Annotated in this window: 20 protein-coding genes and 2 tRNA genes; 16 read left to right on the top strand and 6 right to left on the bottom strand. The window is 32.8% G+C overall.

Features of this window, described 5'->3' with window-relative positions:
- Positions 1-109: 109 nt before the first annotated feature.
- The 4 genes from C8N41_RS08940 to C8N41_RS08955 all read left to right on the top strand — a co-directional run bounded on the left by C8N41_RS08940 (position 110) and on the right by C8N41_RS08955 (position 5656).
- Positions 110-499 (top strand): group III truncated hemoglobin, encoded by a 390-nt coding sequence (locus tag C8N41_RS08940; RefSeq protein WP_092443700.1) that lies wholly within the window; start codon positions 110-112, stop codon positions 497-499.
- A 57-nt stretch (positions 500-556) separates the two neighbouring features.
- The gene (mscL, locus tag C8N41_RS08945) at positions 557-1006 is read left to right on the top strand and encodes a large conductance mechanosensitive channel protein MscL (protein ID WP_115839019.1); all 450 of its coding nucleotides are present in this window, start codon (positions 557-559) and stop codon (positions 1004-1006) included.
- A 101-nt stretch (positions 1007-1107) separates the two neighbouring features.
- The gene (gene ccsA / locus C8N41_RS08950) at positions 1108-4377 is read left to right on the top strand and encodes a cytochrome c biogenesis protein CcsA (protein ID WP_115839020.1); all 3270 of its coding nucleotides are present in this window, start codon (positions 1108-1110) and stop codon (positions 4375-4377) included.
- Between the two features lie 124 nt (positions 4378-4501).
- A complete protein-coding gene (locus C8N41_RS08955) occupies positions 4502-5656 on the top strand; it encodes a trans-sulfuration enzyme family protein (protein WP_115839021.1) in 1155 nt (384 codons plus the stop codon).
- 4 nt (positions 5657-5660) lie between these two features.
- On the opposite strand, the gene C8N41_RS08960 is transcribed toward C8N41_RS08955, so the two are convergent.
- The 3 genes from C8N41_RS08960 to C8N41_RS08970 all read right to left on the bottom strand — a co-directional run bounded on the left by C8N41_RS08960 (position 5661) and on the right by C8N41_RS08970 (position 9992).
- On the bottom strand, positions 5661-6353 hold the full coding sequence (locus C8N41_RS08960) for a DUF2490 domain-containing protein (RefSeq protein WP_115839022.1): 693 nt from the start codon (positions 6351-6353) through the stop codon (positions 5661-5663).
- 63 nt (positions 6354-6416) lie between these two features.
- Positions 6417-8054, bottom strand: a complete 1638-nt coding sequence (gene pckA / locus C8N41_RS08965) for a phosphoenolpyruvate carboxykinase (ATP) (protein WP_115839023.1) — start codon at positions 8052-8054, stop codon at positions 6417-6419.
- 30 nt (positions 8055-8084) lie between these two features.
- Positions 8085-9992 carry an SLC13 family permease gene (locus C8N41_RS08970; protein WP_244266701.1) on the bottom strand — a complete coding sequence of 636 codons (1908 nt, stop codon included), beginning with the start codon at positions 9990-9992 and terminating at the stop codon, positions 8085-8087.
- Positions 9993-10144: 152 nt separating this feature from the next.
- On the opposite strand from C8N41_RS08970, the gene bshB1 reads away from it, so the two are divergent.
- Both bshB1 and C8N41_RS08980 read left to right on the top strand, forming a co-directional pair.
- Positions 10145-10867, top strand: coding sequence for a bacillithiol biosynthesis deacetylase BshB1 (gene bshB1 / locus C8N41_RS08975; protein ID WP_115839024.1), 723 nt, complete (start codon positions 10145-10147; stop codon positions 10865-10867).
- Between the two features lie 59 nt (positions 10868-10926).
- Positions 10927-11002 (top strand) — tRNA-His (locus tag C8N41_RS08980).
- Positions 11003-11117: 115 nt separating this feature from the next.
- Here the strand turns inward: C8N41_RS08980 and C8N41_RS08985 are convergent.
- From C8N41_RS08985 to C8N41_RS08995, 3 genes are all read right to left on the bottom strand, one after another.
- Complete coding sequence (locus tag C8N41_RS08985) at positions 11118-12701, bottom strand: M28 family peptidase (protein WP_115839025.1); 1584 nt, start codon at positions 12699-12701, stop codon at positions 11118-11120.
- Between the two features lie 135 nt (positions 12702-12836).
- Complete coding sequence (locus C8N41_RS08990) at positions 12837-13868, bottom strand: M28 family metallopeptidase (protein ID WP_115839026.1); 1032 nt, start codon at positions 13866-13868, stop codon at positions 12837-12839.
- A gap of 76 nt (positions 13869-13944) precedes the next feature.
- On the bottom strand, positions 13945-14250 hold the full coding sequence (locus C8N41_RS08995) for a hypothetical protein (RefSeq protein WP_115839027.1): 306 nt from the start codon (positions 14248-14250) through the stop codon (positions 13945-13947).
- Between the two features lie 382 nt (positions 14251-14632).
- Between C8N41_RS08995 and C8N41_RS09000 the strand changes: the two genes are divergently transcribed.
- The 10 genes from C8N41_RS09000 to C8N41_RS09045 all read left to right on the top strand — a co-directional run bounded on the left by C8N41_RS09000 (position 14633) and on the right by C8N41_RS09045 (position 23316).
- A tRNA-Ser gene (locus tag C8N41_RS09000) sits at positions 14633-14720 on the top strand.
- Between the two features lie 235 nt (positions 14721-14955).
- Positions 14956-16206, top strand: a complete 1251-nt coding sequence (locus C8N41_RS09005) for a site-specific integrase (protein WP_115839028.1) — start codon at positions 14956-14958, stop codon at positions 16204-16206.
- A gap of 183 nt (positions 16207-16389) precedes the next feature.
- Positions 16390-16653 (top strand): helix-turn-helix domain-containing protein, encoded by a 264-nt coding sequence (locus C8N41_RS09010; RefSeq protein WP_115839029.1) that lies wholly within the window; start codon positions 16390-16392, stop codon positions 16651-16653.
- Positions 16653-18173 carry a hypothetical protein gene (locus tag C8N41_RS09015; RefSeq protein WP_115839030.1) on the top strand — a complete coding sequence of 507 codons (1521 nt, stop codon included), beginning with the start codon at positions 16653-16655 and terminating at the stop codon, positions 18171-18173. Before C8N41_RS09010 ends, C8N41_RS09015 begins: the two co-directional genes overlap by 1 nt.
- A gap of 50 nt (positions 18174-18223) precedes the next feature.
- The gene (locus C8N41_RS17225) at positions 18224-18541 is read left to right on the top strand and encodes a DUF6660 family protein (RefSeq protein WP_115839031.1); all 318 of its coding nucleotides are present in this window, start codon (positions 18224-18226) and stop codon (positions 18539-18541) included.
- A gap of 49 nt (positions 18542-18590) precedes the next feature.
- Positions 18591-20777, top strand: a complete 2187-nt coding sequence (locus C8N41_RS09025) for a TonB-dependent receptor (RefSeq protein WP_115839032.1) — start codon at positions 18591-18593, stop codon at positions 20775-20777.
- Between the two features lie 2 nt (positions 20778-20779).
- Positions 20780-21193, top strand: a complete 414-nt coding sequence (locus C8N41_RS09030) for a Fur family transcriptional regulator (RefSeq protein WP_115839033.1) — start codon at positions 20780-20782, stop codon at positions 21191-21193.
- Between the two features lie 66 nt (positions 21194-21259).
- The gene (locus C8N41_RS09035; protein WP_115839034.1) at positions 21260-21844 is read left to right on the top strand and encodes a methyltransferase family protein; all 585 of its coding nucleotides are present in this window, start codon (positions 21260-21262) and stop codon (positions 21842-21844) included.
- Positions 21845-21934: 90 nt separating this feature from the next.
- Positions 21935-22729, top strand: a complete 795-nt coding sequence (locus C8N41_RS09040; protein WP_115839035.1) for a cation transporter — start codon at positions 21935-21937, stop codon at positions 22727-22729.
- Positions 22730-22902: 173 nt separating this feature from the next.
- On the top strand, positions 22903-23316 hold the full coding sequence (locus C8N41_RS09045) for an HYC_CC_PP family protein (RefSeq protein ID WP_115839036.1): 414 nt from the start codon (positions 22903-22905) through the stop codon (positions 23314-23316).
- Positions 23317-23347: the final 31 nt, after the last annotated feature.

Here is a 23347-nt window from a genome sequence, read left to right on the forward strand (position 1 = left end):
AACTTTGAGTATCAAAAATAATACGTTTGCATTTAAGTGAAATAGAGTATTTTTAGTAAATTATTTCACTGTCAAATGGTTAAATTAAAATTACATCAATTAAAACAAGATGAGCAAAACTGATATAAAAAACAGAGAAGATATATTTTTATTGGTGTCTAAATTTTATGAGAAAGTCAGAAAAGATGAAAAATTAGGGCCGTTTTTCAATGCCACAATAACAGATTGGAATGAACATTTAGAGCGCCTTACTACGTTTTGGGAATCGAGTTTATTTTTAAAAACAAAATATTACGGCAACCCACTAGAGGCACATACAAAGGTCGATGCCGCCTTTAACCACAGTATTACTGAAGTGCATTTTGGCCTTTGGTTAAATTTATGGTTTGAAACAATTAACGAATTATTTGAAGGAGATTACGCCGAAAATGCAAAACGTAGAGCGCGTAAAATGGGAACTTTTATGTACATGAATATTTTTGAAGCAAGAAATACTTAGGCTTTAGATGCTAACTTCCTAAATTTGTGTTTTTAAACCCTAAAACCAAAAACACAGATGAAACTTATTAATGAATTTAAAGAATTTGCAGTAAAAGGAAACATGATGGATATGGCCATTGGTATCATTATTGGTGCAGCTTTTAATAAAGTCATAGACGTCTTAGCAAAACAAGTTATTCTACCTCCATTATCTTTACTTACAGATGGAGTAAAATTTGGGAACCGAAAATTCGTCTTGCGCGACGAAATAACCGATGCTACCGGAGCAATAACAACAAGCGAAGTTGCTATAGCTTACGGAAAATTGTTAGAAGTATTTTTAGATTTTTTAATCATAGGATTTACCGTTTTTATAATCGTGAAATTTATGAATAGACTTAAAAATAAAGCTCAAGATGCTAAAGATAAAACGGTAGCGACACCTAAGGATATAGAATTGCTATCCGATTTAAAAGAGTTAATGGCTGAGCAAAATAAGATGCTCAAGTCAAATGTAAAAAGTTAGTCGGATTTAAAGCTGCAATTTTAACATGTTTTAGCATATAAATGGAAACATTGAGTAATTAAAAAAACATATCTTTGCACCGCTTAAAAAAGCCTATAGCTATGCAAAAAAAAATCGCTAATTTCCTTTTTTCTACTAAACTTACTGCCTTTTTATTTATAGCCTTCGCCGTTGCTATGGCAACGGGTACTATTTTAGATAGAAATATGGATACCTCGCCAACTCCATACACAAGAACGCTAATATATAATGCATGGTGGTTTGAAGCCATAATGGTGTTTTTTGTAATCAATTTTATTGGTAATATTTTTAGGTATAAGCTTTTAAAAAAGGAGAAATGGGCAACTTTAATTTTGCATTTGTCATTTATTCTTATCCTTTTAGGCGCATTTGTAACACGCTATATTGGTTACGAAGGGATGATGCCTATAAGAGAAGGCGCTACTGAAAGCGAGTTCTTTTCTCAAAAAACATATCTTGGTGGTCGTATATTGGGTAACTATAAAGTTAACGGTCAATTACAGCAGCGACGTATAGAAGAAGAAGTAGATTTTTCTTCGCGATTAGATAATGAATTTGATAAAACGTTTCAATATGGTGATACAGAAGTTACAGTTAAACTTGAAGAATTTATTGAAGGTGCAGAAGAAGATATTATCCCTAACGAAACAGGAAATCGTTATTTAAAAATTGTTGAAGCTGGACAAAGTGGACCACATAATCACTTTTTAGAAGACGGACAAGTTGCAAACCTGCATAATGTTTTAGTGACATTAAATAAGTTTCAAGAAGGAGCTATTAATATCACAGAAACGGAAGACGGATTGTTTATACAGTCTCCATACGAGGGTGAGTATATGACCATGGCAACACGTGCCACAGGGAAATTAGTAAAGGATAGTTTACAACCTCTTATTTTACGTTCTAGATATATTATTGGCAATATGCAATTGGTTATGCCAAAACCTATTGTAAAAGGAGATTTTGGAGTAGTGAGAAAGCCAGAACTTTTAAGAAGTGATGCAGATCCCGATGGCCTTATTCTTAATGTATCTGCAAATGGAGAGACTAAAAAAGTGGGTATTATTGGAGGACCTGGCAACTATACGGCTATGAAAGAATTTCAGATTGGTGGTTTAGAAATGGCTCTGCAATACGGTCCAAAAATATTAAAGCTGCCTTTTGAAATTAAACTCAACGATTTTATTGCCGAAAAATATCCAGGTACAGAGAATGCCTATTCGTCTTATGAAAGTAAAATTACTGTTATTGATAAAGAAGATGGTGACTTTGATTATCGCGTGTACATGAATCATGTTTTAGATCATAGAGGATTTCGTTTCTTTCAAGCAAGTTTCCATCCGGATGAAAAAGGAACTGTGCTTTCTGTAAATCACGATCTTTGGGGTACATACATAACTTACGCAGGATATATACTATTATATCTGTCAATGTTGGCTATTCTATTTGTTAAAAACACACGTTTTGATGATATCAGAAAAAGGTTAGCTAAGATAAAAGAGAAGAAGGCTAAAATGATGACCATGATTTTACTTCTAATTAGTATCTCTGGTTTTGCTCAAGTACATTCAGAAGATGACGGCCATAATCATCAAAACAAAACGGATAAGGCTCAAATAGATTCTATTTTAAGCGTACATATTACGCCAAAGGAACATGCGAAGAAGTTTTCAAAAATGGTCATTCAGGATTATAGTGGTCGTATGATGCCTATGCATACTTATGCTTCAGAAATGCTTCGTAAATTAAGTAAAAGTGATGTTTATGAAGATTTTGATGCTGATCAGGTATTTTTATCGATTCAAGAAAGTCCAATGCTATGGTATAATGTTCCCATTATCTATTTAAAACCAAGAAAAGCCGATTCTATAAGGTCTATAATAGGTTTAGATTATGACGAGAAATACTCACGACTTGTAGACTTCTTTACACCAGAAGGACGATATAAACTAGCACCATACTTAGAAGAAGCTTATAAAACAACCAACCCAAATGGATTTCAAAAAGAGGTAAAGGAAGCCGATTCAAGAGTTAATTTGTTGTACAATGCTATTGAAGGTCGTTCTATCAAAATATTCCCTGTGCCAAATGATGAGAATAACAAATGGATTTCGTCATTAGAATTTAGAGAGGAAGGCTATCGAGAGAAAATAGAAGATACGTTATACGGTAATTTTATTAATAATGGTTTCAGTGCTTATTTAGTCACGTTGAATAATGCTAAGCAAACAGGTGATTTTTCTAAAGCAGAAAATTTACTTAAAGGCATTAAAAAAACGCAGCAACAATTTGGTAGTGAAGTTATGCTAAGCGATGATAAAATTAATGCCGAAATCTTATATAACGATTACGATATTTTTAAGCGTTTATTTAGCTGGTACATGTATGCAGGTGCGTTATTGTTTGTATTTATTATCATTCAGATTTTTAAATATAGAAGCAAATGGATTCAAACAGCTATAAATGTTTTATTAGGTGTTATAGCTTTATTATTTGTTTTACACACTTTAGGATTAATATGGAGATGGTACTTGTCTGGGCATGCACCTTGGAGTGATGCTTATGAATCTATGATTTATGTCGCTTGGTCCACCATGCTTTTCGGTTTTATTGTCGGAGTTACTAAACGAAAAGATCAACCGAAAACATCTGAGGCTTCTGACAAATCAGCATCTGTAGTGGCTAAATTTAGTACCTCTAGTTTAACGGTAGCCGCAGGTGCTTTTGTAACTTCAATGATATTAATGATTGCACATTGGAATTGGATGGATCCTGCAATTGCAAATTTACAACCCGTATTACAAGGTTATTGGTTAATGATTCATGTTTCTGTAATTGTAGCAAGTTACGGTCCTTTTACTTTAGGAATGATATTAGGAATCGTAGTCTTATTCTTAATGATCTTTACTACAAAAGAAAATAAAGAGCGCATGCTTATTAATATTAAAGAGCTTACTATTATTAACGAAATGGCTTTAACTGTAGGTTTGGTGATGTTAACCATCGGAAACTTCCTTGGTGGAATGTGGGCAAACGAAAGTTGGGGACGTTATTGGGGCTGGGATCCAAAAGAAACCTGGGCTTTAATTAGTATTATGATTTATGCGTTTGTTATTCACATGCGTTTAGTGCCAGGTCTAAGAGGGCGTTGGATATATAATTTTATGTCTATTCTAGCTTTTGCTAGTATTCTAATGACATATTTTGGTGTTAACTTCTATCTTTCCGGATTGCATTCATATGCTAGTGGTGATCAAATTTTAAGCTTTCAGTTTATAGCGATTACGCTTGGTATCATTGCTATAATAGGATTCTTTTCTTATAGAAAATACAAGAAGTATTATAAATAACTGCAATACGATTGCAATGGAAATGGGTTGATAATCGTATGAGATGGTCAACCCATTTTTGTTTAGACATATCTGTAGGTTTTGTATTCTTTTTCATTAAATTTATACATCATAATTATTTGCTATGTCTCAAAAGAAATTTGGATTAAATACCATATGTACGCATATTGGAGAAGTAAAGGACGAACAATTTAAAGGTGCTGTATCGCCAATGTATTTAAGCTCGTCTTACGAGTTTTTAGATGTTGATGTAAAACGTTATCCACGTTATTTTAATACACCAAACCAAGAACATTTAGCTAAGAAAATAGCAGCTTTAGAGCATACAGAAATGGCTATGATTTTTGGTTCGGGTATGGCTGCGATTAGTACTATGTTTTTAGCATTTTTAAAACAAGGTGATCATTTAGTGGTACAGAATACCTTATATGGTGGCACTTTAAATTTCATTAAAGAAGAATTTCCTAAATATGGTATCGACTATACGTTTACCGATGGTTATAAAGTAGAGGATTTTGAAGCTGCAATTCAGTCAAATACGACATTGATTCATATTGAAACTCCTTCAAATCCCTTATTAACAATTACAGATATTGAGGGGATTGCCAAACTAGGAAAATCGAAAGGTATATTTACGTCTATTGATAATACTTTTGCTTCTCCTGTAAACCAAAATCCTATGGATTTGGGTATAGATATGGTAATGCATTCTGCTACAAAATATTTTGGAGGTCATAGTGATATCTTAGCAGGTGCTGTAGCAAGCTCAGAAGTACATATGAAGCGTATTTGGAATGTTGGTAAAAATCTTGGAGGTAGCCTAAGCGATATGACGGTTTGGATGTTAGAACGCAGCATGAAAACTCTAGGTCTGCGCGTAAAAGCGCAAACCAAAAATGCTATGAAGTTAGCCAAGTGGTTAGAGCAGCATCCTAAAATTTCAAGAGTATACTATCCTGGTTTAAAATCGCATCCAGAACATGAACTTGCTAAATCTCAAATGCATGGATTTGGTGCAATGTTATCTTTTGAGCTTCAGAATGACATTGATGCGCTTGATTTTCAGAAAAAATTAAAACTGATTAAATCCTCTATGAGTTTAGCCGGAGTAGAAAGTACCATGTTATCTCCTCATTTAACTTCTCATGCTTTATTGAGTCAAAAAGAACGTGATAGTGTTGGGATTAGCAACCAATTAATTCGTTTTTCTGTTGGAATAGAAGATGTCAAAGATTTAAAACGTGATATTAATTTTGCCATAGACAAGGTGAGTTATTAAAACGCTATTCTAGTCGGTGTTTTTTTTTGTTAAAATCACATTTTAGATTGAGTTGAAGCGATAATCGATTGAAACTTTTTGTCTTAAACGCATGTCTGGCATAACCAATCTCTGTTGTCATATTTTTGTTTATGGTAATTCCTAGACCAGCAAAAGCTCTATTTTGTTGAAAGTCAAATGAATTTAAATTGAAATGAATTTCATCATAAGTTGACAAGTAAAATAAACGATTAAGTGGAGTTTTAATCTTAAAACGATAGCGAATGCGATGTTTTAATAAGTTTTCTTGAGGGTAAGTTAAAAAACGTTGTTCCAAACGAAATCGGTGAGAAAAACTCACTTTATTTGATTTGTGATTGAATACCACTTGTTCTATTATTCTATGATCTATTGTAGCTGGTATATCGTTGATTTTGTTAAAAGATTCTATCTCACCGTAAGCATAACTTACACCAACAGATAATTTTGGATTGATTTGATAATTTAGACCAACAATTCCTAAAAGTAAATGGGAATTTTTAGCAGGTAATTGATAATTCCAACTGGTAAAGGAACCACTGATACTAAACTTATTACTAATTCTATTAGAACTCGTAATTTCGTACCAAGAACCAAATTCGTTTTCACCGTTGTTCTGTGATGTTAATGTCTTGATGCTTATAATAAATAACACAAAATAAAATATTGTAATTCTCATAATATAATAATTGTAGAATAAAAAAAGAGCCTATTTCTAGGCTCTTAATTGGCATGGAAATATTTAGATGTGGTCGTGTAAATGATGATGTTCATCAATTAATGGACCTCCTTCAATAATTTGTTCTGAAGCCTCACTAGCAAATTTTTCAAAATTCAAGTGGAAAGAGTGCGCCAACTGAATAGATTTACTAATGTATTGTCCTTTGTTTTCCCAAGTATTCATAGGATCTAAGATATTATCAGGAACATTAGGGCAGGTTTTGGGCATAAACAACCCAAATATTGGATGTTGTTCAAATTCTACGTTATCTAATTCACCTTTAAGAATTGAGGTAATCATAGCTCTTGTGTATTTTAGTTTTATACGAGAGCCAACTCCGTAAGGTCCTGCGCTCCAGCCTGTATTAATTAGCCAAACGTTGACATTTGCATCTTGCATTTTTTTACTCAACATTTCTGCGTAAACCGTTGGGTGTAATGGCATAAATGGTTCTCCGAAGCAAGCTGAGAATGATGGTACTGGTTCTGTAATACCAGCTTCAGTGCCTGCCACTTTAGCAGTATAACCAGAGATAAAGTGGTATGCAGCTTGTCCTGGTGTTAATTTTGAAACCGGAGGTAACACACCAAAGGCATCCGCGGTAAGGAAGAAAATGTTTTTTGGGTTCTCTGCGTATGAAGGTTTTTGAATATTATCTATATGATAAATAGGATAGCTTACACGCGTATTCTGTGTAATGCTACTGTCCATATAATCGACTTCACCATTATCTTTAAATATCACATTTTCAAGAATAGCACCTGGTCTAATGGCTCTAAAGATGTCTGGTTCTTTTTCTTCAGTTAAATCAATAACTTTTGCATAGCATCCTCCTTCAAAGTTGAAGATGTTATTTTCTGCCGTCCATCCGTGTTCATCATCGCCAATTAATTTTCGGTTAGGATCCGCAGATAATGTTGTTTTACCTGTACCAGATAACCCAAAGAAAATAGCAGTGTCTCCATCTTCACCCACGTTAGCAGAACAGTGCATTGGTAATACATTTTTTTCTACAGGAAGAATAAAATTTAATGAAGAGAAAATTCCTTTTTTAATTTCACCTGTATAAGCAGAACCACCAATTAGAGCAATTTTTTTAGTGAAATTAAGTATGGAGAAGTTTCCCTGACGTAAGCCAAAAGCGTTAGGGTCTGGAGCTTCGTAACCTGGTGCACAAAGTACCAACCATTCTTCTTCAAAATTCTCTAATTCTGACTCCTCTGATCTTAAGAACATGTTATAGGTAAACATATTAGACCACGGATATTCTGTAACGGTTCTTACATTGGTTTTGTATTCTGGATCAGCACATACATAAGCATCTCTAACATAGATTTCTTTTCCGCTTAAATAGTTTGTGATTTCTTCTTGCAATTTGTCAAAATTGTTGGGAGCTATGGCCTTGTTTGTTTTTCCCCACCATACTTTATCAACGGTATAATCATCCTTTACAATAAATCGATCTTGAGGGGAACGTCCAGTAAACTTACCTGTATTTATAGCGAGTGTGCCGTTAGACGTTTCTTTTCCCATGCCTTTTTCGATAGTAATGGCTTGTAATTCTTCTGGAGACAGATTCCAATGGGCTTTGGTATCTTTTAGTCCATACTTGGTGAGATCTCTGGTTTTCATAATTGAATTGTTTACTAATGTTTCCATGATATAAGATTTTTTAATTTCGCATTCGTTTTAAAATGGCCATATTAATGGCACTAAGCATAATGATGTTATTAAGAAGAGTAGAAGCAATGGTGCGCCTACCTTTAAGTAATCTTTAAATTTGTAATTGCCTGCGGTCATAACCATTGCGTTTGTTGTGGTCCCAACAGGAGTTAAAAATGCAGTTGAAGCACTGATCGCGACTACAATCATAAATGGTGCTGCTGAGATGTTGAGTGTTTCTGCAGCAATAATTACAATTGGTGCCATTAAGACTGCCGTAGCTGAGTTATTAATGACTTGACTAAACGTTGTAGTCAATAAAAAGACACCACCCAAAAGTACTACTGGGTGTAAGCTTCCTAACGTGTCTACTAAGCCATTAGCAATCAGTTCTGCTGTACCTGTTTTTTGTAGAGCGATTCCCATAGGAATCATTGCAGCAATCATAACAACACTTATCCAGCTAATACCTTTGTAGGCTTTCACCATAGGAACACAACCTGTAATCATTATTATACCTGCAGAAATTAATGCAGCTACAGCTCCAGGAACAATTTCGAAAACAAGCATAGCAATCATTAAAATTAAGGACGCTAGAGCGATATAGGATTTCGCCGTAAGGTTGGTTACTGTTTTCGCCATTCCTTCCGGACTACCACAGATTACTAAATGTTCGTATTGTGTTTGTAACTCTTCAATAGCACTCCATTGTCCTCTAATTAAAAAGGCATCACCGGCTTTTACTCTAATTTCGGTGTCATGTATTGGTTTTCCGTTTCTAGAAGTGGCGAGAAGTTGAGCATTGTAGCGTTCAAAGAAGTTACTAGATTTTATGTTTTTACCAATAAGTGCAGATTGAGGAGTTACAATAACTTCAGTCATACCTACTTCTTGATTAATGAGATTGGTTTTCAATTCATTCGCTAAAGAATTTAAAGGGAGTAATCCTAATCTGAATTTAATCATTAAAACGTTTATCGCTTCTGTACTACCTTTAACGGTAATGATGTCGTGATACATAAATTCTGTATCATTTGTTGGTAATTCAATAAAAGGAGTATTCCCTTTTAAAAGATTAGGGTGTCTTCGTTTAATACGAAGAATAGTTATACCGTGTTCTTTTTCAAAATTCCAATCACCTAATTTCGTATTCAACAAAGGAGATACAGATCTTACCCTAAGTCTATAATATTCGCCATCTACTTTATAGGCCTCAATCCATTGATGAAGTGTGGTATTAATATCTACAGGTTTGTTGTTTGTTTTGTTACTTGGTAAAAGTCTATAACCAATATATTTAAAATAAAGTAGTGTTAATAATAGAAGAGGTAATCCAATTAATCCAAATTCAAAAAATGAAAAACCTTCCAAGCCATGCTCTAACATGGTGTTGTTTACAATAATATTTGGAGGTGTACCGGTTAGGGTTAATAAACCACCTGTATTAGAACCAAAAGCAACTGGCATTAACATTTTAGATGGTAGCGTTCCAATACTCCAAGCAGAAGCAATGGTTACAGGCATTAAGGTTGCTACGGTTCCGGTGTTGCTGACCACTCCAGATAGTAGTCCAGAACCAAAAGTGGTTAATAATAATAGTTTCATCTTGCTTTTACCAGCTAGTTTAATAAACTTTTCACCAGCTAAAGCAGTCCAACCTGTTTGAGACAACCCTTCTCCTATAATAAACAAGGCTGCAATCATAATTACAGTTGGGTTGCTAAACCCACTAAGTGTTTCTGTTAAATCTAATATGCCAAAAACAAACAAGCTTAACATTGAAAGTAAGGCTATAATATCTGGCGTAAATTTTCCCCAAATGAATAAGGAAATAGTAATAATTAATATGGCTAACATTAAGGTCATTAGTACGTTATCTTTAGTTATATGGTAAAGGTATAGGCTATAGGAAGTAATATTTATGACGAAAGTCATACTTTGTCAGTATTGCTAATTTTTCAATTTTGACTACAGAATTTTAAGAAATTAAAGAATAAATTCAATCGAAACCGTTTGCGCATTAAAAAGAAAGTGATTATCTACCTTCTTTTTAATATTTTTGATACTTAGAAAAAACTAAAACACATATGAAATTAGATATTTTGGCTATTGGAGCACATCCAGATGATGTTGAATTGGGGTGTGGAGCGACCTTAGCAAAAGAAGTTTCTAGGGGAAAGAAAGTAGGTATTATAGATTTAACTAGAGGAGAGTTAGGGACTCGAGGTACAGCAGAAACCCGTGATGAAGAAGCTCTTAATGCTGCTAAAATATTAGGTGTGCAGTCTAGAATTAATATGAGATTTGCCGATGGATTCTTTACTAATGATAAAGCTCATCAGTTAGAGATTGTAAAGATGATTCGTTACTATAAACCCGAAATCATTATCTGTAATGCTATAGACGATAGACATATTGATCACCCAAAAGGAAGTCAGTTGGTCAGTGACGCTTGCTTTTTAAGTGGTTTAAAAAAAATTGAAACATTTTATAATGATGAAAAACAATCGCAAGAACCATGGCGACCAAAAGTAGTATATCATTATATACAATGGAAAGATATTATTCCAGATGTGGTTGTAGATGTCTCTGGTTTTATGGAAAAAAAGGAAAAATCTGTATTAGCATACAAAACTCAATTTTTTGATCCCAATAGCAAAGAGCCTGAAACTCCGATATCTAGCAAAAACTTTACTGATAGTGTAGATTATCGAGCTCGAAATTTAGGAAGATTAATTGGTGTGGAACATGCTGAGGGCTATACAGTTGAACGTTTTGTGGCTGTAGAATCGTTATTTGATTTAAAATAATTTCAAAAACAATTTGCAAGAGATGACAAATAAATTATCTTTGCAATCCAATTTAAAATGGTGGTTGTAGCTCAGCTGGTTAGAGCGTCGGTTTGTGGTACCGAAAGTCGCCGGTTCGAACCCGGTCTTCCACCCAAAATGCAAAGCTTCTCTGAAAAGAGAAGCTTTTTTTGTGTCTTTAATATGTGTTTTAATAAAAAGGTCTTTCATTCAATGAAAGACCTTTTTATGATTTATGAAAATTATTTTATTACTTCGAAGTGGCTTTGTCAACAACGAGACGCTTATCTCTATTAGCAACTTCCCAAGCGGTATAGAAAACAAGTTTGGTTCTGGTCTCTAATAAATCGTATTCAATTTTATCTGGTGTATCCGATGGCTTATGATAATCGGCATGTGTTCCGTTAAAGTAAAAAATAACAGGAATGTTGTTCTTTGCAAAATTGTAGTGATCAGATCTGTAGTAAAAACGGTTAGGGTCGTTGTCGTCATTGTACTTATAATCTAATTCCATATTTACATATTTTTTATTCATTTCTTCCGAAAGAGTATGTAAATCGGTACTTAGCTTGTCACTTCCAATAAGATAGATGTAGTTTCTTGTTTCGTCTTCATGACTAGGATCAACTCTACCAATCATATCAATATTTAGGTCAGCAACGGTGTTTTCTAATGGAAAAATAGGATCGTTATCAGTATAATGTTTAGAACCTAAAAGGCCTTTTTCTTCACCTGTAACATGTAAAAATAAAATAGAACGTTTAGGGCCATGACCAGCTTTTTCAGCCATTTTAAAGGCTTGGGCAATTTCTAAAATAGCTACAGTACCAGAACCGTCATCATCTGCACCGTTATAAATTTCACCATTTTTTATGCCTTCATGGTCTAAATGTGCTGATATTACAACGATTTCTTCTGGCTTTTCGCTACCTTCAATGTAGGCGACAACATTCTCGGATGTGATAGATTCTGACTTATTTTCAACGTCTAAAGTGATATTAGTTTCAATCACTTTAGGGGTTGCATCTTCAGAAATAGTGCTATTTAAGGCTTTTCCTAAAGTTTCATTTACCATTAACATTACAATTCCTGGTTCATTAGTTTTCAAAGCTAAGCGACCTGCAATGCCAGATTCTGCCTGACGTTGATAAAAACTGGAATACCTTGAAAATAGATTGGTGTCCATTAAAATAATTCCTTTTGCACCGTTGGCGATGGCAGCTTCTCTTTTGCTAAAAATAGATTGACGTCCGTTGGTCCATTTTGTAGCATCCGTAGTACCAGAGGTTATATATTTGCCCTCAGCATCTTTAGGTTCACCTGATTTTACCAGAACAAATTTTCCTTTTACATCTATATTTTTATAATCGGAATAATGGTCATCATCAATACCATAGCCAACGTATACGATATGATCTAAAGTTGTTTTTGTAGAATTGGTTAAAGTTAAAACAATATGGTCTTCAAAACTCTTAAACGTCTTTCCGTTAACAGTAAGTTTTGCTTCAGCAACCTTTCGTTTTTCTAGTGGTACTTCCTGAAAATAGTCGTCACCACCTAATGGAGTAGGGATGGCCATATCAATATACTTTTGTTTTAAGTACTCTACCGCTATTTTTTGACCTTTTTCTCCGGTATCTCTACCTTCAAATTCATCTGAAGCATACTTATATAGCATGGTTTTTAGTTCAGAAGACGTAATCGTAGAGGCATAGATAGAAGGGTCAATTTTTTTAGAAACAGTATTCTGAGTTTTGTTGGTACTGCTTTTGGATGAGGTGCCACAACTGGTTACAACAGCAAATGCAACACCTAAGAGTAGTAATTTTTTCATGTAAAGAAAAGGATTGGATAGTTAGTGTAAATTGAAAGTGATTATTGTATTGACTTTCAAATAAAATTAGCTCTAAATTTACGAAAATTGAATAGGCTTAATGGCAGCATTAATTTGTTTTAACATAAATTAACATCAGATAATTTCTTTCTTTAGACGTGTTTTTGAATTGGCGAGATACCAAGCCGTTGAGAATATTAACTTTGTACGCTTTGCTAATAAAGGATAATTAATTTTATCAGCTGTATCTGTTGGCTTCGTATAATCTTGGTGCTCTCCATTAAAAAAGAAAATGACTGGTACATCATTTAGTGCAAAGTTATAGTGGTCTGAGCGATAATAATATTGGTTGGCATCATTTTCGTCATTATACTTATAATCGAGTTGAAGATTTGTAAATGTGGTATTGGCTTGTTCAGTAATATAATGTAGTTCGGTACTTATTCTATCAGAACCTATTACATAGATATAGTCTTCATTGTCTTTATGTCTGTCATCCACACGGCCAATCATATCTATATTTAACGTTGCTACGGCATTGTCTAGTGGAAATATTGGGTGATTTGTATAGAATTTAGAACCATATAGTCCTATTTCTTCTGCAGTGACGTGTAAAAAAACGATACTCCGTTTTGGACGATTTCCTTCTTTTACGGCTTGACTAAAAGCTTCGGCTATTTCTAAAACTGCAGCAGTGCCAGAACCATTATCGTCAGCACCATTATAAATTTGTCCATCTTTTACTCCTTCGTGATCTGAATGTGCTGTGATGTATACAAATTCGTTAGGGAATTCGGCTCCTTCAATATAGGCTATAACATTTTGAGAATCGTTCAGTTCATCAGGAAAGTTGTTTTTAGGCACTGTTTGGTAGTAATTTGAATGAGATTGCGGAGCATTAATATGGTAAGACATATATTGTTTCCTGATATAATCACAAACTAAATTATGACCTTCTTCTCCGGTCATGCGACCCTTATACTTATCAGATGAAATTTCAAATACATGTGTTTTCAGTTCTTCAGACTGTATACTATTTAAATAGGCTTTAACAACCGTTTCATCTGCAAAGGTGATGCTATTTTTAAGGTTGTTAACTTTCTCACTATGTCTAATTGTGGCACAAGAACCAACAAAAAGTAATACAGAAGCAAAAAAAACTTTCATGTAACTTATTGATTTTTACAAAAATAATATAAATGATTCATAAAAAATCTGACATAAAGAGAGAAATTTTAAAAATTTAATCTATTTCGGGTTCGTTTTCCTGTTCTATATTAATTGGTTCTAATTGTTCTGTATGGTTGTCTTCAGAAGTCTCTATGGTACCTTTATATATAGTTAAACCGATAGAAATGATAACTAATAAAATTATATATTGAATTGCTTTTGGTTTTGTAGGTGCGGTTTTAGAGATATAAATAAGATATAAAGCACAGAGAAATGCGATAATGGCAGGTGGATAGGTTAGGATGTAAAATTGCGTTGCAGCACTTACAACTGCGCCTAGTGCACAAATAATACCAACAATACTAATAATTTTTTTCATGTTTTTAATCGTTTTAACTCGAGTGGACATACCTAAATTTATAACTTTCCATAATAGTTGTTACGCTTTTGCTCTATTATAAAGCGTATTGGTTTATGGTAGAGCGTGTAATCGTATGTTCTTTAAATAGTGATTTTATAATGAATCAGCTAATTTATAGTATTCTCACTTAGTTATTGAGGTTTCTATTATTTCTTTAACACAATGCATCATGATTAATCGTTAGAGGTAGCAAAAAAAAATAGCGTTTTTAAATGTTGAAAGACTGATGATTAAAAGAACTAAATAAAATTTTTTAAAAAAACTATAGAAAAACTTTTGCCTAGAACAAAAAGGATTTTATATTTGCACCCGCATTCAGGGAATACCTGATGAGACACTTGGAGAAATGGCAGAGTGGTCGAATGCGGCAGTCTTGAAAACTGTTGAGGGTCACACCTCCGGGGGTTCGAATCCCTCTTTCTCCGCCAAGATTTATTCAAAATCGACGAAAGTCCTGTAAACTCAATGTTTATGGGACTTTTTATTTTACCCAAAACATCAAAATATGTATTAAAAACCATTCTGTTGGTGACCTATTAGGTGACCTTTTTACAACCTTAATTAGGTCACCTAATTGTTTATAACTGTTTATAAATCAGTATAATATATCAATTAAAAGACCTCGATATTTTGTAAATTAATGTATAATTAAAGGTCACCAGAATGAACAAAACATTTGGATTATTATTCTACTTAAAAAAGAGTAAAGTAGATGCACAGGGCAAATGCCCTATTTACCTACGTATTACCATAGATGGTAAGCGTACAGAGATTAGTACAAAACGTACCATTGAGATTGAGAAATGGAGCGTTGAAGCCAATAAAGCTATTGGAAGAACAGAAGATATACGAGAACTAAATGCCTATTTAGATTCTCTAACTACAAAAGTATATCAAAGCCAAAGAGACTTAATTCAAGATAACAAAGAGGTTACTACAGAAACCCTTAAAAACAAGTTTTTAGGTGTTGAAGAAAAACAAAGAACGCTCATCACCATCTTTAAAAATCATAACAAGCAAGTTGAAAAATTAGTAGGTAGAGAGTTTTCAGCAGGAACTTTAGAACGTTACAAAACTGTATGTAAGCATCTGAAAGAGTTTATGCAACATCAATACAATGTAAGCGATATTCCTGTAAACAGAATAGACCACAAGTATATAACAGATTTTGAGTTCTATTTAAAAACCGTAAGAAACTGCGGACATAACAGTACAATTAAGTATATCAAGAATTTTAAAAAGATAGTACGTATTGCAATAGCAAACGATTGGATTAAAAAAGACCCATTTCTAAATTATAAAGTCCGTTTAAAAGAAGTGGAACGTCAATTTCTTTCAGAAGAAGAAATACAAACAATGCTCGAAAAAGAATTACACACTAATCGTTTAGAGCAAGTAAGAGACATTTTTATATTCTGTTGCTTTACTGGTTTAGCATATAGCGACGTTAAGAAGCTCTCAAAAGACAATTTGGTATTTGGTATTGATGGTGATAAGTGGATAAAGACAAAGCGTACTAAAACCGATACACGTAGTAATATTCCACTACTTCCAACCGCTTTAGAAATTATAAAGAAATACGAGAACCATCCAGAAGCAGTTACTAAAGGTGTGTTACTTCCTGTATTGAGTAATCAAAAGTCTAATGCCTATTTAAAAGAGATAGCAGATTTGTGTGGTATTAATAAAAACTTAACTACACATTTAGCTCGTCATACCTTTGCAACTACTGTAACATTGTCTAATGGTGTGCCAATGGAATCTGTAAGCAAGATGTTAGGTCATAAATCACTTAAAACGACACAGCATTATGCCAAAATATTGGATAGAAAAGTAAGTGATGATATGGCAATTTTAAAACAAAAGTTTGCTGATAAGAATACTCGACCAAACACCAATAAGATAGCCCAATAACAATTTAATCTAAAAATAGAGATTTATACGTGAAACTGCCTGTAATACAGGTAGTTTCTTGTTAAAAAGTTCACCTATTTCGTTAATAACTGTCAATAACTTTTCATTTAAAAAAGGTGATTTTGGCGTATATTGTATGTTAGAAATCAGGTAGTTAATACCTATTAATATTTTTTATATAGAATGACATTTGAAGTAATTACAAAGGATGATTTAAAGACTCTAAAACAAGAAATCATTACAGAACTTAAGACAATTTTAGGAAGCCAAAACGAGCAAAAAAAGTGGTTAAAATCAGCAGACGTACGTGAGCTATTAAATATCTCACCAGGTACATTGCAGAATTTACGAATCAATGGTACACTACCCTTTACCAAAATGGGTAAAACAATGTACTATGAGTATGACGATGTAGTTAGAATTTTAACCCAAAACAAGAGTGCTTAATGAGATTATACATACCAGAGAATTTAGACATAGACCAAATTGTTTATGATTATCCACCTAATTTTAAGAAATACAAACATAAAAGAGATAAGCTATTATATGTTATTCACTTAATAAATGCGCTTACACTCTACAACAAAGATTTAATGTATGATGACTTTGTATCTATAAGTGCAAAAATCTTACAGGACAAAATCTCTAACTATAAAGAGTACTTAAACTATCTTATTAATGTTGCAAAAATTATAGAAACGGATAATCAATACTTTGTTGGGTCAAAATCAAAAGGGTTTAGACTAACTGAAGAATACAGATGCGAAGTAGCTATTCATTCTATAAGCGACCAAACTTTTCATAGGAAACTAAAAGTGGAGCGTAACAATAGAGCAGTTTCAGTTAAGCATCTAAACTACCTAACAAAATGGTTTGATGAAAAATTGGAAATTGATATTGATTCCGTCAATAAGTTTTTAGCCGAAGAATATGTGTTGAAGAAAGACAACAAATCTTTGTGGCAATCCAAAAAGTTTAATAACTATGGTAAGGTCGAAGTCAAATATAAAAGACCTATTGACCAGTTAAATCACGCAAAAATTAGCGTAGAAAAATTAAGTCGTAAAGATTATTACTTGTTGCACGATGATAATGTATATCGGTTCCATTCCAATCTTACTAATATGCGAAGCGTTATCAGAAATGCAGTAACGTATGATGGCCAAAAATTAATTTCGATAGATATTAAAAATAGCCAACCTTATTTAAGCACTATATTGTTGAGTCGCTCGTTCTGGATTGAGCAAAAAAATGAGCCAAATACACAAAAAGAGTTATCAATCAGATTCGACGACCCCGAAAACCTACCTTTTTCTTCTTTTAATAGTAATAATTATAAGGTTGATAGTAAGATTGATGATAGATTGAGTATATCTCACATCAAGGTACACGATACTGATTCTTACATTATGTTAGGAGATATTGATAAAACCCTTATGAATAATGAGTTTAGTCAGTATATAAATCTTGTGGTGAGTGGGACACTTTATGAGTTTTTAGAACAACAATTTAGTCTACGTTTAGGGGAAACATTCTCAAACCGTAAGGAAGTAAAAACAGCAGTATTTCAAGTGCTATTTACAGATAATAGGTTTTTGGGGCAAGAGGATGCAAAACCAAAGAAGATGTTTAAGGAGATGTTCCCATACGTGTATGAGGTGTTTAGACAGATTAAGAGTAAAGATAAATCATTACTTCCAAGATTGTTGCAGAGCATTGAGAGTTACTTAATGATAAATGTTATAGCAAAACGCATATCAATAGAATATCCAGATGCACCAATATTTACAATACACGATAGTATTTCTACCACAGCAGAATATGTAGATATTGTTGAGGCTATAATGACAGAGGAATTAACCAAAGCGATAGGTCACGCACCTAAATTAGCTCGTGAAGAATGGTGTAAAAGCAATATGGTAAAGCATCTTGAAACTTTAAAGGAGAAAGCAAAGGTTGTCGCTTAAATAAAATAATTGCACAACCATTGCATCATTAAATTTTTATCTTTGTAATTGTGAAATTTGTAACAATCATATTATCATTAATTATACTATTGCTTTCAGCAAAGCCTTGTTCTGATGGTCAAAATAAAGAAGACCAACACCAAGACGAGATAAGTGTTAATCACAACCACCAAGAAGATAGTGACGATTCTTGTCCTATTACGTGTATCTGCAATTGTTGTGGTTTGTCCATTACTTACGAATCAATCAAGACATTTGATTTAAAACTCAATATTGAAATCTCATCGGAGTTAATTTCTACATATCAACCTATTTATAGGTTTAACTTCCTTTCCAATATTTGGCAACCGCCACAAGTAATCAGCTAAAACAAATCGATTTTAAATCAATTATTTAGTTAATTACAAATACAATTCAATGAATAAATACCTATTGAGCATAAAGCTCATATTAATACTTTGCCTATCGTTACAGGCACAAACATCAGACATACAAATAAAAATCCTAACAGAAGCTGAAAACGAGCCTTTATTGGGCGCAACGGTTTATTTTGAAGCATTAGAAAAAGGAGCAGTAACCGATTTTGATGGTATTGCAACTTTTACAGAAATACCAGATGGTCAGCATCAAATAATAATTTCCTTTTTAGGCTTTGAAGCATTTGAGACAACAATTCAAATTCCAAGTAATACAGCGTTAGTCTTTAAATTAAAAGAAGGTGGTAATCAATTAGATGCTGTAGTACTGCAATCTTCAAGAAGTACGAGAACCGTTAGAAAAATACCGACACGTATAGAGTTTATAGGTGCAGAGGAATTAGGAGAAAAAGCAATAATGAATCCTACTAATATTTCTATGGTGCTTCGTGAAAGCACAGGAATACAAATGCAACAAACATCATTAAGTAGTGGGAGTACCAATATTCGTATTCAAGGTTTAGATGGTAGGTACACACAGCTTTTAAGAGATGGATTTCCATTATATGGTGGTTTCTCAAGTGGGTTAAGTATTTTACAAATACCACCTTTAGACTTACAACAATTTGAAATTATTAAAGGAAGTTCGTCAACACTTTATGGTGGAGGTGCTATTGCAGGATTAGTAAATATGGTATCTAAAACACCAGATGAAGAACCTGCATTAGATATTATGCTAACTCAAACCCAAGCGTTAGGAAGTACTGCCAATGTATTTTATAGCAAACGAAATGAAAAATTCGGTGTATCACTTTATGGTTCTGGTCATTACCAAAAAGCATACGACCCAGAAGATGATGGCTTTAGTAACCTACCAAAAACAACATCAATTTCATTCAATCCAAAATTATTTTATTATCCATCAGATAAAACAACACTTTGGTTTGGATTAAACGGAACGTACGATGATAGAATTGGTGGAGATATTACCAAAATTGAAAGTGGTGAAGAAGGTATTCATCAATATACAGAAGAAAACAATTCAAAACGATTAAGCAGTCAATTGGTATATCAAACACAATTAGATTCCGTTAGTTCAGTAGAGTTTAAAAATAGTGTCTCTTTTTTCGATAGGAATTTAACCGTTCCGGATTTCAATTTTGATGGCAAACAGACAAATACGTTTACTGAAATCACATATAATACAGCATCAGAAAAAACGGATTGGATAGTTGGAGCTAATCTTTATACCTCAAATTTCGATGAAAATGATAACGCACCACTACAGAGAGACCAAAAAGATGTAACCTTTGGCGCATTTGCAAATAATATTTATGATTTATCAGATAATTGGATATTAGAAACAGGATTAAGAGCAGATTATAATACGGATTTCGGTTTCTTTCCACTTCCAAGAATTTCATTACTTTATAAAAACAATAGTGGATTTTCAAGTAGAATTGGTGGAGGTTTAGGGTATAAGATTCCTGATATTTTTACAGAAGAAGCAGAGTATATCAATTTTGAAAATGTGCTTGCTATAGATAAATCTACAGTAGATGCAGAACGTTCTTATGGTGTTAATTTCGATGTGAATTATCAAACACGATTATCGGATGAGATTGGTTTTTCCATAAACCAATTATTCTATGTGACTGCTATTAATGATGGACTGCTTTTAAATTCTACAGATAACGGTTTATTTCAGTTTGAAAATGCACCAGATGAAATCTTTAGCAAAGGAGCAGAAACCAATATTAAGTTTACTTACAAAGACTTTAGATGGTTTTTAAACTATGCGCTTATTGATACCAAACTAAATTATTTACCTGGCAATCCACAAAAGCCATTAACAGCAAAGCATAACGCAGGTAGTGTTTTAATGTACGAATCTGAAAAATGGCGTATTGGTTATGAAACCTTTTATACAGGAAAACAATTCTTATCCAATGGTACAGAAACTACAGACTTTGTAACTATGGGTTTATTGGTGATGCGTAACTTTAAATTAGGTAGCGTATTTGTAAACTTTGAAAACTTTACAGATAGAAGACAAAGCAGGTTTTCACCTTTGGTTTTACCACCGCACGAAAATCCTGTTTTCCCAGAAATATATGCACCTACAGATGGTTTTATTTTTAGTGTAGGACTCATAATCAAACCATTTGGAAACGAAGAAGACGATTAATTATGGAAACAATAGAACAAGTTTTAGAATCAAAAAACATACGCATTACTGCAATGCGTATGTTAATTTATAAGTTCCTAGTTGAGAAAGAGGTCGCAGTAACATTGAGTGATATAGAAAATGCTTTTGAAAAAGCAGATAGAACTACCTTATACCGTACAATTAAAACTTTTGAGGAAAAAGATATTGTCCATCAAATTGATGATGGCACAGGAATAACAAAGTATGCATTGTGTGAAAAGGATTGTAATTGTGAAATTGAAACTGATTTGCATTTGCACTTTCATTGTACAAACTGCAACAAAACTATTTGCCTAACCGAAAACAAAATTCCGAAAATAACAGTTCCTGATGGTTTTATTTCAGAAAATGTAAACTTGGTTGTAAAGGGTATATGTGATAAGTGTAGTGGATAACAAATGCACTTCCATTGCATTGGTTTTTATATCATTTTTGTATCAACATAATTAATATAGGAATCAATGCTTTTATTCATTTTCTTTATAATTTACTTTCTATTTGTATTTATAATCAGGTCAATTTTATTAAAAACTAAAACAGGTATTAATCCATTCACCTTTAATAAAACTGATGATGCTCACGGTTTTAATGGAAAGGTGTTTACCGCCATATCATTTATCGAGTTGATTGTTGTTGGAATCTACGCCTTTAAGATTGAGTGGTATAAATATTTGCTTCCTTTTTGGTATATAGAAAATGAAACTTTATCCATAATTGGTTGGGGATTTTTAATTATTTCTCTAATTGTAGTTTGGATTGCTCAATCACAAATGGCTAATTCGTGGAGAATTGGAATTGATGAAAAGAATAAAACAAAACTTGTGACTAAAGGATTATTTTCAATTTCCAGAAACCCAATCTTTCTTGGAATTATGATTGCGAATATTGGATTGTTTTTTGTCATTCCAAATGCCTTTACACTATTGATAATATCACTATCGACAATAAGCATAAATACACAAATCAGATTAGAAGAAGAATTTTTAGAACAAGAGTTTGAAAATGAGTACGTAAAGTATTCAAAAAAAGTGAGGCGTTGGATATGAGAATTTAAATTTTAAAGTATTAAACTATCTTTAAAAATCAGAATCAAAGCCTAGAAATGCAAATGTGAATTAAAGCTGATGTTAAATATTATGAAAAAAACAATATTTGAAATTACCAAAATGGATTGTCCTTCAGAAGAAAATCTTATCCGAATGAAATTGGATGGAATTTCCGAGATAGCTAATTTGAAATTTGACATACCAAATCGAAAATTGACAGTTTTTCATACTGGTGAAATAGATTCCATTGAGAAATCAGTTATTGATTTAAATTTAGGAGGAAAGAAGATTTCAACTGAAGATACTGAACAAGTAAATTTCGAAGAAAACAAGAGTCAAAAGAAATTACTCTGGTCTGTTCTTATCATAAATTTTGCCTTTTTTATTATTGAAATGACAACTGGAATTATTTCAAAATCAATGGGCCTTGTTGCTGATAGTTTAGATATGCTTGCAGATAGTTTTGTTTACGGAATTAGTCTGTTTGCAGTTGGAGGAACAGTGATAAAGAAAAAGCGGATTGCAAAAACAGCAGGCTATTTTCAAATAGCATTGGCTGTTATAGGCTTTATTGAAGTATTAAGAAGATTTTTTGGAGAGGAAAAACTACCTAATTTTTCAACAATGATTATTGTTTCAATTTTTGCATTAATCGCAAACGGAATTTGCCTTTACATTTTACAAAAATCAAAGAGCAAAGAAGAAGCGCATATGAAAGCCAGTATGATCTTCACTTCAAACGATGTGATTATCAATTTAGGTGTTATTTCAGCAGGATTGTTAGTAAACTGGTTAGACTCTTCTAAACCTGACTTGATTATAGGTACAATTGTTTTTGTATTAGTAATTCAAGGGGCGATAAGAATATTAAAACTAGGGAAATAAAAAAAGTAAAGGCTACAATCTAGAGTAATATTAATAACTGATTTAAGTTAAATTGCTATAAGTATAAATAAAAGTTATTTTAAGGTTTTAGAGCGATAATTGTTATTTCTATTTTTCTTAAATATTGTTAAAATTATTTAGAATCATTATAATTTGTTACTTTTGTAACATAAATGAAAAAAGTATCTCATAAAATAGTGTCTTTACTAATGGCTTTTGTATTGTTATTCTCTACAATGTCATTTACTGTGAATATGCATTATTGTGGAGATACTTTAGTAGAATCTGCTATCTTTCAAAAAGCCAAAGGTTGCGGAATGGAAATGGAAAAGCCTTCAACCGAAGAATGTTCTATTACCAAGAAAAATTGTTGTGATGATAAACAATTAGCAATTGAAGGTCAAGACGAATTACAATTGCAAGTTGACAAAATCACGTTTGAGCAACAAGTATTCATCGCTTCATTTGTTTATACTTACATTAACCTTTTTGAAGGTTTAGACAGTAATGTATCTACCTACGAAGAATACAAACCACCACTCGTCATAAGGCAACTCTACAAGATTGACGAGACATACTTAATTTGATTTTTAAACAATAGACTCTTTTATCCTATGA

Origin of the sequence: Winogradskyella sediminis (assembly GCF_003387355.1) — a bacterium.
In the GTDB taxonomy this organism is placed as follows: Bacteria; Bacteroidota; Bacteroidia; order Flavobacteriales; family Flavobacteriaceae; genus Winogradskyella; species Winogradskyella sediminis.

What these genes read in the sequence shown, in the direction of transcription:
- C8N41_RS08970 (WP_244266701.1), bottom strand. Translation starts at nt 9,992, where the DNA reads ATGACTTTCGTCATAAATATTACTTCCTATAGCCTATACCTTTACCAT.
- C8N41_RS08940 (WP_092443700.1), top strand. Translation starts at nt 110, where the DNA reads ATGAGCAAAACTGATATAAAAAACAGAGAAGATATATTTTTATTGGTG.
- C8N41_RS09040 (WP_115839035.1), top strand. Translation starts at nt 21,935, where the DNA reads ATGAAAAAAACAATATTTGAAATTACCAAAATGGATTGTCCTTCAGAA.
- C8N41_RS08995 (WP_115839027.1), bottom strand. Translation starts at nt 14,250, where the DNA reads ATGAAAAAAATTATTAGTATTGTTGGTATTATTTGTGCACTAGGCGCA.
- C8N41_RS09025 (WP_115839032.1), top strand. Translation starts at nt 18,591, where the DNA reads ATGAATAAATACCTATTGAGCATAAAGCTCATATTAATACTTTGCCTA.
- C8N41_RS09005 (WP_115839028.1), top strand. Translation starts at nt 14,956, where the DNA reads ATGAACAAAACATTTGGATTATTATTCTACTTAAAAAAGAGTAAAGTA.
- C8N41_RS09010 (WP_115839029.1), top strand. Translation starts at nt 16,390, where the DNA reads ATGACATTTGAAGTAATTACAAAGGATGATTTAAAGACTCTAAAACAA.
- C8N41_RS09015 (WP_115839030.1), top strand. Translation starts at nt 16,653, where the DNA reads ATGAGATTATACATACCAGAGAATTTAGACATAGACCAAATTGTTTAT.
- mscL (WP_115839019.1), top strand. Translation starts at nt 557, where the DNA reads ATGAAACTTATTAATGAATTTAAAGAATTTGCAGTAAAAGGAAACATG.
- C8N41_RS08960 (WP_115839022.1), bottom strand. Translation starts at nt 6,353, where the DNA reads ATGAGAATTACAATATTTTATTTTGTGTTATTTATTATAAGCATCAAG.
- C8N41_RS09045 (WP_115839036.1), top strand. Translation starts at nt 22,903, where the DNA reads ATGAAAAAAGTATCTCATAAAATAGTGTCTTTACTAATGGCTTTTGTA.
- ccsA (WP_115839020.1), top strand. Translation starts at nt 1,108, where the DNA reads ATGCAAAAAAAAATCGCTAATTTCCTTTTTTCTACTAAACTTACTGCC.
- C8N41_RS09030 (WP_115839033.1), top strand. Translation starts at nt 20,780, where the DNA reads ATGGAAACAATAGAACAAGTTTTAGAATCAAAAAACATACGCATTACT.
- C8N41_RS08985 (WP_115839025.1), bottom strand. Translation starts at nt 12,701, where the DNA reads ATGAAAAAATTACTACTCTTAGGTGTTGCATTTGCTGTTGTAACCAGT.
- pckA (WP_115839023.1), bottom strand. Translation starts at nt 8,054, where the DNA reads ATGGAAACATTAGTAAACAATTCAATTATGAAAACCAGAGATCTCACC.
- C8N41_RS09035 (WP_115839034.1), top strand. Translation starts at nt 21,260, where the DNA reads ATGCTTTTATTCATTTTCTTTATAATTTACTTTCTATTTGTATTTATA.
- C8N41_RS08990 (WP_115839026.1), bottom strand. Translation starts at nt 13,868, where the DNA reads ATGAAAGTTTTTTTTGCTTCTGTATTACTTTTTGTTGGTTCTTGTGCC.
- C8N41_RS08955 (WP_115839021.1), top strand. Translation starts at nt 4,502, where the DNA reads ATGTCTCAAAAGAAATTTGGATTAAATACCATATGTACGCATATTGGA.
- bshB1 (WP_115839024.1), top strand. Translation starts at nt 10,145, where the DNA reads ATGAAATTAGATATTTTGGCTATTGGAGCACATCCAGATGATGTTGAA.